This is a genomic window from Priestia sp. FSL H7-0729, from assembly GCF_038005685.1.
GTDB lineage: Bacteria > Bacillota > Bacilli > Paenibacillales > Paenibacillaceae > Paenibacillus.
This window is the reverse complement of sequence record NZ_JBBOTQ010000001.1, coordinates 794416-809492: the sequence shown is the minus strand read 5'-3', so window position 1 is coordinate 809492 and position 15077 is coordinate 794416. Positions and strand designations below refer to the sequence as shown.

The window sequence follows — 15077 nt, the reverse complement described above, 5'->3', positions numbered from 1 at the left end:
GCGAGGTGCGGAGAAGCACATGGAATAAACGCAAATCGGTCATCATGGGCATGATCTGCCTCCTGTTGTTCGTTCAAGAGGCATCTTATGTGAGTGCAGACGGGAAGACGGATGCGTATCATTACTCCTTCTGGGGTGACGCAGTTCCGGCACCGGCGGCATATGAAGCAACTACGATTATCACCGGCAAAAAGCTGAACACGACACCTATGAAAGAGCCAAGCGACATGCACGTCACCGCTGATCAGCACGTCTTTGTGCTCGATTCAGGTAATGGCCGCATCATTGAGATGGATCGCAACTTCAAGCTGGTACGGACGATTGATTCGTTTGTACAGGAAGGCAAGGAAGATCATTTTAAAAATCCACAAGGATTGTACGTCACGGAAAAAGGCCATCTGCTGATCGCTGATTCAGATAATCACCGTGTGGTGCATCTGGATGAACAAGGGAAGCTGGTCAAGATTGTGTCTGAACCGAAATCAGATCTTCTAAAAGCAGACTTCCAATTCAAACCGATGCGGATTGTTATGGACAAAGGGGAACGCATCTATGTTATGGCCGAAGGCGTATTTGATGGATTCATGGAGTTCAGCGCCGATGGTACGTTCTCTTCCTTCATTGGAGCGAACAGAGTCCAGGTGGACCCGGTGGAATATCTGTGGAAACGGTTTGCGACACGGGAGCAGCGCAGCCAGATGGTGATGTTCACTCCAACGGAATTTACCAATCTGGATATGGATGAAGAGGGTTTTATCTACGCCACTAGCGGCGATCGCGGCAAAGATCCGGTCAAGAAGCTGAATGCCCAAGGTACAGATATTTTGCGCAGAGAAGGCTATCAGACCCCGCAGGGTGACTTGCTGTACACCCAGGAAGCCGGACCATCCCGACTGATTGATGTGGATGTGGGGGACAGTGACATGTTCTCCGTACTGGATTCGAGCAAGGGCAGAATCTTCACCTACAATGGAGACGGATATCTGCTCCATATTTTTGGGGGTATCGGGAATCGCCTGGGTCAGTTTAATACACCTGTTGCCCTGGAACGTGCGGGAGACCGGATGTTAGTTCTGGATAAAGCACTTGGCGAAATCACCGTGTTTCAAACAACCGAATACGGACGTACGCTCCACGAAGCAGTACGCAGTTACTATAACGGTGATGAAGATCAATCTTCAGTACTGTTTGCCCAAGCTGCCGAGATGAACGCTAACCTGGAATATGCGTATGCGGGAATTGGTAAAGCATTGCTTCGTCAGAAAGAATACGCCGAGTCTGCGAAATATTTCAAGCGTAGCATGGAGCCCAAAGGGTATTCCAAAGCATTTCTTTTGTACCGCAAAGAGCTGATGCGTGAGCATTTTTCATGGATGATGTCCGGACTATTCCTGGCTGTCGCTGCGTTTGTCACCATCATCATCGTTCGCAGGCAGAAAAGGAGGACTACGAATGCAGGCATCAAGTAAGCAATTTTACCAGTACCCGCTTCATCTGATATTTCATCCGTTTGACGGATACTGGGAATTGAAATACGAACGGAACCAGAGAAACTCACTGCTGATTGCCTTCATGATCCTGGTGCTTCTGGTCATCACCAAAATTTTGCATGCCCAGTACAGCGGTTTTCTCATTAATCTCAGTAATCCAAAGTACCTGAACAGTCTGCTTGAAATGGTATATGTCATTATACCGGTGCTGTTTTGGTGTGTTGCCAACTGGTCATTAACCACATTGATGGACGGGGAAGGCAAGTTCTCTGAAATTTTCATGTCAACGTGTTTTGCACTGGTGCCATTGTTCCTCGTTCATTTTCCGTGGATCTGGCTGAGTCTTGTGATCTCTGCGCAGGAAACTGCTTTTTATTATTTCTCCAATGCACTTGCCGTCGCATGGACGGTATATCTGTTATTTGTGGGAAATATGACCGTTCATCAGTATTCACCAGCCAAAACGGTGCTTACGATGCTGCTGACACTTGTAGCGATGGCGTTTATGGCATTTCTGTGCCTGTTATTCTTCAGTCTTGTACAGCAGATTGTATCGTTTGTCGTAACTATCTATCAGGAATTAGTGCTTCGGGGCTAAGGGAGGAGGAATCGGTTATGAAATATGCCGTAGCCAAAAAAATAACAGGAATGCTGCTCGCGAGCAGTCTGCTTCTTGGTGGGTGTCAATTCTCGCCGACACCGCTCGCTCACGAGACAGTGACTGCTGCAGATCAGACGGAATTTCCCTCCCTGCCTCCCGGAGAGAAATTGAAATCATCGTTCAGCGATGTCCGCCTTCCGGGTATGGTAGGCATTGCGCAGAACGCTGCGCTGCAGTTGTTCATTGACGAAGAGACAGCCGAGATTGCAGTGATTCACACACAGAGTGGGCAAATCTGGCGCAGTAATCCAGCAGATCGTGAGCAGGATGGGGTTGCAGCCGGGATAAATAAAGACCTTTTGTCATCACAAACGAAGCTCAGCTTCTTCAACAGCCTCGGACAGAGCAGCACCGTGAATTCTTTCACGGATAGTGTTGCACACAAGCAGATAAGCTACGAGGTTTTGCCAGCTGGCGTAAGGGTTCACTACCAGTTTGGAAGCACTGAGCGATCCATTGAAGATTTGCCGATGAAGATCAGCAAGGAGCGATTTGAACAAAAGCTGCTTGCACAGCTAGACAAAGCAGGGCAGCGGGCCTTGAAGGTCGGATATGCGGAAGACAAGGATGAAGGCGCTTACGTCCGAATTGATAAGGCAATGCAAGGATTGCAGCTGTCCCGGGCTTTGAAGGCTTTTGACACAGCCGGTTACACACCGGAGGATCTGGTTCAGGATCATGCCGAATTCGGCATTGAAGAGGAACGAAGTGGACCACGACTGTTTATGCTCACGATGGAATATGAGCTGGATGTAGAGGATCTGCTTGTCCGTGTTCCGTCCTCAGGCATTCATTTTCCGGAGGAATATCCGATCAACAGCATATCTGTACTGGATTACTTCGGGGCCGCGGGTGCAGATGAAGAAGGCTCCATACTGGTGCCGGACGGTTCGGGAGCACTGATCCATTTTAACAATGGCAAGCTACAGTACCCATCCTACCAACAAGACATATACGGACCGGATATGACGATGAAGCTGCGGGAAGCAAGTTCGAATGAAGCAAGAGCCAGATTGCCGGTATTTGGACTGATTCGAAAAGAGGGAGCTTTCTTGGGCATTATTGAAGAAGGGGATGCCGTTGCAGTTGTGAATGCCGATATCAGCGGCAAGCTGAACAGCTACAACAACGTATATCCAAGCTTCTATGTCGTGAACAAGAGCGATGTGACGCTTCAGGCAAGCGATATGGTTCGTACACTTCCCAAGTTCCAGAAGAAACCAACCGTGTCCGACTTTGTCGTTCGATATGCTTTTGTAGGGGAAGATAAGGCCTCTTACTCGGGGCTCGCCTCTCTCTATCGGGATTATCTGTTGCAGAATGGCGGACTTCCCGAGCTGAATGCCAGCAAGGAGCAGACCAACGTTCCCTTTTACCTGCAACTGTTCGGTGGCATGACAACAAGGAAACATATGCTGGGCATACCGTATGATTCGACGGAGGCTTTGACCACGTTTGATGAAGCCAAAAGCATTCTCGCCACCTTGACCGAGAAGAAGGTATCCAATATTCAGGTTCGTTATGCGGGATGGCTTAACGGCGGACTTCATCATCGACTGCCGGATACCATTCAAGTCGACGGCGCCGTAGGCGGGAAAAAGGGATTACGGGAATTCAGCGCATACACACAAGAAGCGGGCATCGGCTTCTATCCCGATATTGCTCTGCTGAATGTGCAATCCAAAAAAGGATTCAAACCGTCCAAAGAAGCTTCACGCACATTAACTCAGGAACCGGCGGTCATGTATCCGATGAATCAGGCCATCCAGCGGCGGGACCGGGATCGTTCACCTTCCTATGTGCTATCGCCCAACTTGCTGGAGGACGTGACGAAAGATATGTTAGATGAGCTTGGTTCCCTGCAAAAGGATGGACTTTCGCTGAGCCTGAATGACTTGGCAGGGCAGTTAAACAGCGATATGAATCCGAAAAAGCTGGTGGACCGAACACAAGCCCTCGACTCCGTAAAGAAGGCACTTGAACAGATCCGGCAGCAGGCTGGATCGCTTGTTGCTGAAGGTGGGAACGCTTATGCTCTGCCGTATGTAACCGGTCTGACAGATGCGCCGATGACCAGCAGCCGTTTCAAGCTGGAGGATGAAGAGATTCCGTTCTATCAGCTCGTTGTACACGGCAGCATCAGCTATACAGGTACTCCATACAATCTCTCCACATATACCAACGCAAGACAATATGTGCTGAAGTTGATTGAATATGGAGCCAGCCCTTACTTTGCATGGTTCAATGCGCCAAACCATGTTGTGAAAGAAACGGATTATGATGATCTCTACGCGGCGAATTATGAACAGTGGATCGATCTGGCTGCCGAGATCTACAACGAGGTGAACCAAGTGAACCTTTCGTTTGGCGGACGTTCCATGATATCACATGAATCCCTGGAGGAGGGCGTCTTCCGGACAACATATGAAGGTGGCGGGTTCGTAATCGTCAATTACAACGACTTCCCTGTGAAAGTTGATAACGATACAGTGGAAGCCCAAAGCTATGTGACTGGTGGTGAGCAGCTCTGAAGACGCTCCTGAAATGGAAATTGGGAAGTCGTACGTATGCTCAGCAGAAAGCCATGTGGGGCGTAATCTACGTGCTTCCCTGGCTGATTGGTTTTATATTGTTTTTCTTCATTCCGCTGTTGGCCTCTCTGCGATACAGCATGAGTACAATTCAAGCCAATGCAGAAGGCATAGCGATTCAGTTCACCGGTGTCGCCAATTACATTCAGGCACTGACCGTTAATACAAGCTTTAACCGTGCGTTAATTGAGGCGATCACAGATGTGCTCATCAACGTACCGCTTATTGTAATATTCAGTCTGTTCCTTGCCGTTGTCCTGAATCAGAAGTTCAGGGGCCGGGCTGTAGCACGGTCGATTTTTTTCCTGCCGGTTATTCTGGCATCGGGAGTAATTATGACGCTGGAAAGCACCAGCCTGATTGAAGCGGTTAATCAGAGCAGCACCGGTGGAAGTTCACTCGGGACGTTTGAACTCGAAAATCTGATGGTTAACGCCGGAGTGAACGATTGGATCGTCACCTATCTGAGTAGCGCCGTAGATCGGATCTATCAGATCGTCAGTCAATCGGGCGTACAGATTTTGATCTTTTTGGCAGGGATCCAGACGATCTCTCCTCAACTGTATGAGGCTTCGAAGATGGAGGGCGCGACGGGGTATGAAGCCTTCTGGAAAATTACATTCCCGATGGTCAGCCCGCTTATTTTTGTCAATGCGATCTATACAATCATTGATTCGTTTGCCAATAACGCCATGACGGAATTGATCCGGGATACGGGCTTCGTCAAGTTTGACTTTGGATTAAGTTCTGCCATGGCATGGGTCTACTTTCTGGCCATTGCCATCATTCTGGTTATCGTATCCATCATCTTCTCGAAGCGAGTCTTCTATCAAGATTAGAAAGGAGGGTGTCCCACGTGACAACATCACGATTATTATCGCTGGAGCATTGGAAAGGCTGGCTGTGGGCCATAATCCGATTCGTGTTGATTACCGGGCTTTCCTTCGTTATCCTGTTTCCTATATTCCAGAAGGTTTCAACATCCGTCAAGGATAAAGGTGATCTGTATTCGGCAGTGGTGGTATGGATTCCACAGAACTTCTCTGTCGACAATTTCAAGCAGGCCATACGCGTAATGGATTACTGGGCGACACTGTTTAACACGTTTGCCCTGTCTGCAACAACAACGCTGCTGACTACAGCATCCTGTGCACTTGCAGGATATGGATTCGCCAGACTGAAATTCAGGGGGAGCAACTGGCTGTTTGCCGGTGTCATTCTAACCATTCTTGTACCGCCGACGACCATTCTTATTCCGGTATACCTGAATCTGAAAAGCTTTGACCTGATGGGGCTTGTAACACTCTTGACCGGCAAGCCTGTTAATCTGCTCAATACGTACTGGCCGTTCATTCTGACGGCGATTACAGCGAATTCGCTCAAGGCTGGCTTGTATATCTTTATTTTCCGGCAATTCTTCAGAGGCATTCCGAAGGAAGTGGAGGAGGCGGCCTATGTGGACGGGGCGGGCATCGGACGAACATTTTCAAGAATCATGCTGCCCAATGCCATTCCGTCCATGGTAACAGTCATGCTGTTTTCCTTTGTATGGCAGTGGAACGATAGCTTCTATACAACAACTTATCTGACTTCGAGTAAAGTCATGTCGACCCAGTTATCGTCCCTTCCGTATAATCTAGCCCAGCAAGTTACGGATGGTGCAGCTTCCCAGGCTGATCCGTTCTATCTGAGCATGATCCAGGATACAGGAATTCTTCTTGCCATTTTGCCTTTGATCGTCATCTATCTGTTTGTGCAACGATATTTCGTAGAGAGTGTGGAACGTACGGGAATCGTCGGCTAGGCTAAGTTCTCCTGTACACTCGAAAGTGATTCAGATTGGAAAGGAAGGAGGAACTTCATGCAACATTTCATCTGTGAAAAGCGGGCATGCAACGATCTCATGAACGTCTGCTCGCAGCAGAAGCACGAGCCTTCCCTGGGAAGCATCCCCTTGCTGGTGTGGAACGGATTGCGGGAGCGAGCGCCGACCTATGCGATATGTGTAAACAGAGATACTTTCTGACGGAGCTTACTCTCAATATGGCAAGGCAATATATTAGAACAGGAGGAATTATAGTGAAGAAGTTCATGACATCTTGTAAACTTGTACTCATTCTGGCTTTATTAATTACTATTGCTCCATGGGGAGGCAGCCGCGCCGAAGCATGGGTGGGTATGCCGATGGGCAAGCTTCACGTAAACGGCAAAAACCTGGTGAACAGCAACAACCAGCCTGTACTTCTGAACGGTTGGCATCAACCCTCAGGTGCCTACTGGACATATCAGGACAGCAACTATTATCTCAACCTGCACGGTAATAACCGTCATGCAGCTACACTGGCTTATCTGAAAGACATTACCGATACATTTGCGGACACCAGCCCCAAATACGGAAGCAATCATGGCTGGAATATGAATCAGGTACGTCTGTTCATCGACCGTCAGGACATGGGAGATGTGGCTGCTGGTACATATAACTTTGCCGGTGTGCAGACCGTTACGCAAAATGTAATTATTCCGTACATTCAATATGCCAAAACAAAAGGTGTCTATGTTGTCCTGGGACTGGACTTCACATTGAAGGATGATCAGGCAACAACACCTGCCAACCTGCAAAAATTCAACGAAATCTGGGGTTATCTCGCTTCACGCCCGGAGATCAAAAGTGCAGACAACGTTCACTTCGAACTGATCAACGAACCGGTGAAATCCTATGCCAATGGACATTGGGGGGGATACAACGGGGAAAATGACTTTGTGGATCACTGGAATGACCTGCGTAATTTCCAAAATTCCATGATTTCAACAATTCGCAGCAAAGGTGCGGACAACGTGATCTGGGCGGCAGGTCTGGGATACAACCAATTTTACAGCTTGACGGCAAGCCATCCATTGACTGATCCGCTCAATAACTATGGATATGCGGTTCACTGGTACCCTGGTTACGGCGCATATGACAACTTCTCTATCCTGCAAGACCAGTGGAATACCAACGTGAAGGCAGCTGCTGACAAATATCCGATTAACATTACCGAGGTAACCTGGTTCAAAAACAAACCTGGTGATTCGGCCTATTGGAACTTGTTTAATGGCAGCAATGAAGGGTTCGGCACCAATACCAAAACGATCTTCAATGCAGCAGGCAATGTCAGCATTGCAGCTCATATGAACGGATTCATTCTAAGTGAAGGACCACGAAGCTCCTTTGCCGACCCTACGGCAGGCCTGAAGTGGGACGGAGATGCATCACGGAGTGCCATGGGACGATTCCTGTTTAACTGGTACCATGAACGTGCTCAGACTTACCCGGGCAGTGGACAAGGTGGACCAACAACGGGTCTGGTATCCGGTGCAACCTATAAAATAGTAGCTCGGCATTCCAACAAGGTTATTGATGTCCCAGGGGGTCTAAACGAAAACAATCTTCAGCTCCAACAGTGGAGCGATCTGGGAGGCAATCCTCAGAAGTGGGTTCTAACCTCGATCGGCAACGGTAACTACACTTTGACAAGTGTGAACTCACCGGACAAAGTCATCGACATTCGTAACGGTACCAACACCAATGGGGAAGTGGTCCAACTCATGAGCAACCTGAACACTACCGCTCAGCATTTCAAAGTGAATGACCTTGGAAACGGATACTGGAGTATCATCAACGTGAACAGCAACAAAGCGATTGAAGTCGCCAATGCTTCCACATCGGATGGTGCCAAGTTGCAGCAGAATACCTACACGGGTGCAACTAACCAACAATGGAAATTTGTTGCCGTAAGCAATTAAAAAGGACAACGTTAAACAAAAAACCTCCCCAAGCCATCCCTTGTCTTGGAGAGGTTTTTTTTGTATTTATTTTGGATGCTTTGGCATGGCGGCCGTGCCAAGGTAAGATACCACTGTAATTGTGCACCAAACAGCAGACAGACAATTATTTTCATACAAGCATTGTACGCTGTAGTACGAAAATGTACCATAAGGAAGAAGTTGTACCTTCACCAGTAAGAAATGCTCGGTGTATCATTGAACAGCTACCGTATCATACAGAAATGAAAGCGCTTGATAAAAAAGGGAGGGTACATATGCAGCTCCTATGGTCCAAATTCTCACCCGTGTTCCGCCGATTCCTCATTTCGTATCTCATCATTCTGATGATTCCTCAAATTGCGGGATATGCCTCTTACCGAGCTTCCATTGAAGCGGCTCGTTCCAGCTCCATTGAGAACAGCTTGAAGTCGCTGAGTCTCGGCAAAGAGATCATTGAACGTAACCTTCTTCAAGTCGAAGCCTTTACCAGACAGCTTGCTGTCAATCCTGATTTGCAAAATTTGATTGCTGGCCCGAAGCCGCAGGATCTCTACAACGTCTACGGTATGAACCGCATGCAACGAAGCCTCTCCATGTACAGCAGTACCAATGATTACTTGTCACATTTCTTCATTCACATTCCAAACTACAATGCCATTATCACACCTAGAACCGTGTATTATCGCCCGGAGCATTATTATGCTGCCAATCAGCTGGAGGGTATGTCGTTTGAACAGTGGCATGACCAAATTCTGAAACAACCGCACTTTAACGAAATCATACCGCTTCGAAACTATAAACGTGAAATACTCGGCACAGTGCTTGCCGACGTTCCCGCCATTACGTTTCTGCAATCTCTGCCTTTGAACAGCTTCAATAAGCCACAAGCGACGATTGGTATCATGATTGATCAGGACCAGATGGCCAGTCTTACACAAAATATTGTGGATCAATATGGTGGCTGGACTCTCGTCACCGATGCGGAAGGACAGATTATTTTCTCCCTTGGCATCGAACAAGCCGAAGCCGAGCGATTGGCACAGAAACGTCGGAGTGAAGGTAACGCTGCAGAAACGGAGCGAAACGGGCAGAACGTACAGCCTGGAAGCGATGGTCGGCTGCTGATATCAATACAGTCCAGTCAAAATGGATGGAATTACATAGCAGGGATCCCGGAAAAGGCACTGATGACAAAAGCGGATCAAATTAAACAGGTCACGCTGGCCTTTACTTTGGCAACCATTGTCTTGGGCTTGCTGTTTGGGCTGGTTTTGGCCTATCGAAATAGTGCACCCGTCTACAAACTGTTGGCCTCTTTTCGGGAACAAATCATCGATTTTCCTGGCAAACGTGGCAATGAATATGATTTTTTGGCAAGCCATATTAACAATCTAATTGCAAATAATGATTCACTTAAAAACACCATGAATGAACAGATTCCGTTATTGAGAGACGGTTTTATCAAACGGTTGTTAACCGGAGAAGTCTATACCTCACTTGAGTTGGAGGTTATCTCATCCCAAGCGCACATTTCTCTAAGTAGCAGTAAGGGCTTGGCAGGCTTAGTGAAGGTAAACGGATATGCCAATCCGGACAGTGAAGAAACCATTCATGAACTGGGCGTTGCAAGGTTGCTCATTAAACAGGTACTTACCGAGTGGAATTCTCAGGTGCTGATCACGGATTGGGGAACGGATCAGATCGCGTTTGCCTGTCCATTGGATGAAAACAACCCACTGAGTGCAGCTGTAAGAAGATGTGAAAAGGAACTAAATAGCCTGATGGAAGTCATCTATCAGGAGTATCGGATATCCACAACATTTGGTACTGGTTCAGCTTATGAGGTCTGGAACGATGCGGGGCGCTCCTTTGACGAAGCCAAACAAGCGCTCGATTATGCCATTCATATGGGAACAGATCATCTGGTGAGATTTGAAGATACGATAAAGGAAAATGAAATGTTCTATTATCCGATTGAGTCTGAACAACGTCTGCTGAACACAATCAAAGTCGGCGATCCTGAAGAGGCAATACGCATTCTGGAGCAATTGTTTCTTCGTAATTTTGAAGAGCGGGAACTCTCCTACGAGATGGCTCAGCAGTTCATCATGGAGCTAAAGGGGACTTTTCTGAAGTTGGACGAACCAAAATTCAAGCTGGATTCCTCCCTGCTGGAGGAATATAAAACTCGGGTGACATCCATTCAGATGACAGAAACGATCGCTTCGCTACGTGAAAAATTCAAACAGTTAACAGAAGACATCTGCGGTGATTTTCAGAGGAGAAGAACAGGAGCGCATGCAGATACGGTAAGTGAAATGATTCGTTTTATCCAGCATAATTATGGGGATGCAAACTTAACGATCTATCGGATTGCCGAGCATATGAGCAAGTCCGAGAAGTTTATATCCCAACTGTTCAAAGAGCATACGGGAGAGAATCTTTCCGATTATGTAGAACGCGTACGTATTGATGCTGCCTCGAACCTGTTGCAGTCCACCGGTCAGACCATTGACGAAATAGCGGAGAGCACCGGGTATAACAGTGCACATTCATTCCGTCGAGCTTTCAAGCGGGTACGAGGCATTTCCCCGAGTGTGTTTCGGAAAATGGACGTCCATAGCGGTTAATGTAAGGTGTTTCTCTTGGTATTTATTCGCTTTTTGTACTTTTTCGGCACAACTGTACCTTTACGCATCCCCAGTCCAATCTTATGATTACTCAAAAAGTAAGCGCTACCAAATTGAACTGAAATACAGCACGATTGGGAGCCAAGAATGGGGGGATGATTCTGAGAACAACAATGACCACTGAATCCAAGTCCGTGGAAAAAACAAGTAAACCATCTGTCTTGAAGCATGCTTTAGCCAGAAGCTGGAGGCGACATTGGCAGCTATACCTGCTGATTTTGCCACCGATTGCTTACTTTATTATTTTCAAGTATGTACCCATGGTGAATGCGGTCCTGGCGTTTAAAGATTACAACGTTATTAAGGGGATCTGGGGGAGTCCATGGGCCGGAACCAAGTATTTCGAATTGCTCTTTAAGAATCCGGCGTTTGTCATGCTGATCAAGAACACGCTCTACATTTCGTTTTACAGCCTGATCGTTGGTTTCCCGATTCCTATATTACTTGCGCTCGCGCTGAATGAAATCAAAAACATACGATTCAAAAAAACAGTACAGATGGTGACGTATGCTCCATATTTCATCTCTACCGTTGTGATGGTCTCCATCATTATGCTCTTTCTGTCTCCTAGACTGGGTATTATCAACACGATTGCAGGCGCCCTTGGTTTCGAATCGGTGAATTTTCTCGGTGAGCCCGGACTATTTCGATCCATCTACGTATTCTCCGATGTGTGGCAGGGAATGGGGTACTCCGCAGTCATCTATCTGGCTGCTCTCGCAGGTGTTGATCCATCCCTGTATGAAGCCGCCAAAGTCGATGGAGCCAATCGAATACAGAAAATCCTCAATGTTGATCTGCCCGGACTGCTTCCGGCAGCTGTCATCATTCTGATTCTGAGTGTAGGGAATATCATGGCTGTCGGGTTCGAGAAAATATATTTGCTGCAAAATCCGCTCAACCTGTCTGCTTCGGAGATCATCTCCACGTATGTCTACAAAATAGGGTTGCTGAATGCCAATTACAGCTTCGCTACTGCTGTTGGCCTGTTCAACTCGGTGATTAACCTGATTCTGCTATTAATCGTGAACGCGGTTGCCAAGCGACTGTCCAATACAAGCTTATGGTAACGGGAGCGAAAGGAGGAGAACTAAATCATGCCAAACACACAGATAAATGCAGGTCGTTCGCGGATCAAGAGCAGTAGTACGATTCGTGAATCCTGGGGAGACCGCGTATTTATAACGGTTGTTTACTTCATGCTGACAGTGGTACTGATTGCCGTGTTGTATCCCTTGATATATATTGTGAGTTCTTCGCTCAGCAGCCCTGCTGCCGTCTCCTCGGGAAAAGTCTGGTTGTGGCCCATTGACCTGACGTTCGACGGTTATAAGTCTGTATTGCGGAATGATCAAGTCCTTACCGGTTATGCCAATTCTCTTTTCTATACAGCCTGCGGCACCTTCATTAGCGTGGCACTGACCATTATGATTGCGTATCCATTATCCAAAAAGACATTTGTCGGCCGCAGCTCGTTAATGATGTTTATTACCTTCACCATGCTGTTCTCGGGTGGCTTAATCCCTACCTATCTGGTGGTCAAAACCATGGGACTGATTGATACCCGCTGGGCGCTGTTAATTCCCAATGCCGTCTGGGTATGGCAAGTTATTATTGCCCGTACCTTTTTTCAGAATTCGATACCGGAAGAGTTGTCCGAAGCAGCAGACATCGATGGTTGCAGTGACATCCGGTTTATCTTCAGTATCATCCTGCCACTCGCCAAACCGATTATTGCCGTGCTGTCGCTGATGTACGCTGTCGGTCAGTGGAATGCATACTTTGACGCCCTCATCTACCTGAAATCACAGTCACTCTATCCGCTGCAGCTGATTTTGCGCAGTATTCTAATCCTGAACAGCAGTACGGGCAACATGGATGCATCGGAAATGATCAAACAGCAGCAAATGGCTGAACTCATGAAATACTCGTTAATCGTCATGGCCAGCTTGCCGGTTCTGATCATCTACCCATTTGTTCAACGGTATTTCGTGCAAGGAATGTTAATTGGCTCAGTCAAAGGATAAGTCATTTCTATTCTATATGAGGGAGAGGATTGTATTGAAAAAAGTGGGATTCATCATTCTTGCCTGTATGCTGTTCACGTCGTTGGCACTGGCTGGATGCTCAAGTTCTGATAAGGGGAACGGGGAAGGCAGCACTCCGTCAGGAAAGACAGCCATTAATGTATTTGCTCACCAGGGTTCAGATACCGACCTGTCCACAAACAAATTTACAAAGAAGATGGAAGAGAAGTTTGATATTCAATTCAACTGGACCACAGTTCCATTCGACGGCGCAGCGGAGAAAAGACAGATTTCACTGGCTTCCGGTGATTATCCGGACCTGTACCTGCTTATCCCTTGGGTAGATCGTTTCTCCCAGACAGACTTATTGAAGTTTGGTCAACAGGGGGTTATTTTACCACTGAATGATCTGATTGAGGAGTATGCCCCTAATATTAAAAAAGTGCTTGAGAGCAACGATTATTATCGGGCCATGAATACCGCCCCGGACGGAAATATCTACGGTCTGACGGGACTGAATGAATGTTTCCACTGTTCATACCCGAACAAGATGTGGGTTAACACCAAATGGTTGGAACAACTCGGTTTGACCGAACCTGCAACGACAGAGGAGTTTAAGGAAATGCTACGGGCTTTTAAAACGAAGGACCCGAATGGAAATGGTAAAGCCGACGAAGTACCACTGAGCGGTTCGACTGAAAATTTCGGCGTACACATTATTCCGTATTTGATGAACGGTTTTATCTATGACGACGATCGGAATTACTTAATTGTCAATCAGGGGAAAGTGGAGACGGTAGTGAATAAACCGGAGTGGAAAGAAGGACTTACTTATATCAAATCGCTTTATGATGAAGGACTGATTGATCCGGGTGCCTTTACTCAAAACGTGGGTGCTTTCAAAAAAATCGGTGATAACGCTGATGCGCAGCTTCTCGGTGCAGGAGCAGCAATGCATCCATCGTTATTTGTAACCACTTCGGAAGGTTCGCCTTACGGGAATGATTACAATCCCATCCCTCCACTGAAGGGACCGAATGCCACTTATGCTACGTATAACTATCCGATTGATCCTGGAGCGTCCTTTGTATTGACGAACAAGGCGAGCGAGGAAACGCAGATTGCAGCTATAAAGTTGCTTGATTATTTCTACACCCAGGAAGGTACTATGGCATCTTATCTGGGAGAAGAGGGCACAAGCTGGCGTAAACCACAGGAAGGCGAAGTGGCGCTCAATGATCAGATAGAGCCGCTCTATAAAGCCATTCCGCTTCCTTCTGGAGAAGAACCTCGTAACGATAGCTGGGCTGCATTGAGTCAGTACAATCATCACCGGGCATATCGGGACGCCGAAGTGCAGGGAACAGATATCTATGCCAATGATGGTTATGAGCGACGGCTCTATGAGGCGACATTGTTAATGGAGGGCAAGGAACCGAATGACGTTTTCCCTCATTGGGCATTGTGGGTTGATCCGTCCCTTGCCGATGAAGCCAGCATGATGCAGACCAATCTCAAAGATTACATCGATCAGAACGCTCTGCAATTTATTACTGGCGCCAAAAGTCTGGATAAGGATTGGGATGAATATTTAAAGGGCCTGGAAGGACTGAACATCAATCGCTATCTGGAGATTATGCAGTCTTCCTACGATACTTCTTCAGTTACCAAATAATTAGATGTTGTTGAATGTATTTGCACATGCAAATGTTCTCGGTTCGCAGTCAGTATATGCGAGCCGGGAACATTTTTTTAATCCAGATGTCCAAAAATCAGCTTCATGCTATGTTTGCACCTGTCCTGTAGACCAATCG

At 47.2% G+C, this 15077-nt stretch carries 10 protein-coding genes; all 10 read left to right on the top strand.

Going from position 1 to position 15077, the window contains the following annotated elements; genetic code table 11:
* Positions 1-5: 5 nt before the first annotated feature.
* Positions 6-1469, top strand: coding sequence for a hypothetical protein (locus MHH93_RS03400; protein WP_500052793.1), 1464 nt, complete (start codon positions 6-8; stop codon positions 1467-1469).
* Positions 1453-2088, top strand: a complete 636-nt coding sequence (locus MHH93_RS03395) for a YIP1 family protein (protein ID WP_500052792.1) — start codon at positions 1453-1455, stop codon at positions 2086-2088. The genes MHH93_RS03400 and MHH93_RS03395 overlap by 17 nt, the downstream gene beginning before the upstream one ends.
* Before the next feature lie 17 nt (positions 2089-2105).
* Positions 2106-4682, top strand: coding sequence for a DUF5696 domain-containing protein (locus MHH93_RS03390; RefSeq protein WP_500052791.1), 2577 nt, complete (start codon positions 2106-2108; stop codon positions 4680-4682).
* Positions 4679-5581: a carbohydrate ABC transporter permease gene (locus MHH93_RS03385; RefSeq protein WP_500053315.1), complete on the top strand. Its 903-nt coding sequence runs from the start codon at positions 4679-4681 to the stop codon at positions 5579-5581. The genes MHH93_RS03390 and MHH93_RS03385 overlap by 4 nt, the downstream gene beginning before the upstream one ends.
* A 17-nt stretch (positions 5582-5598) precedes the next feature.
* On the top strand, positions 5599-6546 hold the full coding sequence (locus tag MHH93_RS03380) for a carbohydrate ABC transporter permease (protein ID WP_278295175.1): 948 nt from the start codon (positions 5599-5601) through the stop codon (positions 6544-6546).
* Positions 6547-6821: 275 nt separating this feature from the next.
* The gene (locus MHH93_RS03375) at positions 6822-8525 is read left to right on the top strand and encodes an RICIN domain-containing protein (protein ID WP_500052790.1); all 1704 of its coding nucleotides are present in this window, start codon (positions 6822-6824) and stop codon (positions 8523-8525) included.
* A gap of 296 nt (positions 8526-8821) precedes the next feature.
* Positions 8822-11176 carry a helix-turn-helix domain-containing protein gene (locus MHH93_RS03370; protein ID WP_500052789.1) on the top strand — a complete coding sequence of 785 codons (2355 nt, stop codon included), beginning with the start codon at positions 8822-8824 and terminating at the stop codon, positions 11174-11176.
* Between the two features lie 275 nt (positions 11177-11451).
* Positions 11452-12306 carry an ABC transporter permease gene (locus MHH93_RS03365; RefSeq protein WP_500053314.1) on the top strand — a complete coding sequence of 285 codons (855 nt, stop codon included), beginning with the start codon at positions 11452-11454 and terminating at the stop codon, positions 12304-12306.
* Positions 12307-12333: 27 nt separating this feature from the next.
* Positions 12334-13263 (top strand): carbohydrate ABC transporter permease, encoded by a 930-nt coding sequence (locus MHH93_RS03360; protein ID WP_500052788.1) that lies wholly within the window; start codon positions 12334-12336, stop codon positions 13261-13263.
* Between the two features lie 67 nt (positions 13264-13330).
* A complete protein-coding gene (locus tag MHH93_RS03355) occupies positions 13331-14938 on the top strand; it encodes an ABC transporter substrate-binding protein (RefSeq protein WP_500053313.1) in 1608 nt (535 codons plus the stop codon).
* Positions 14939-15077 lie beyond the last annotated feature (139 nt).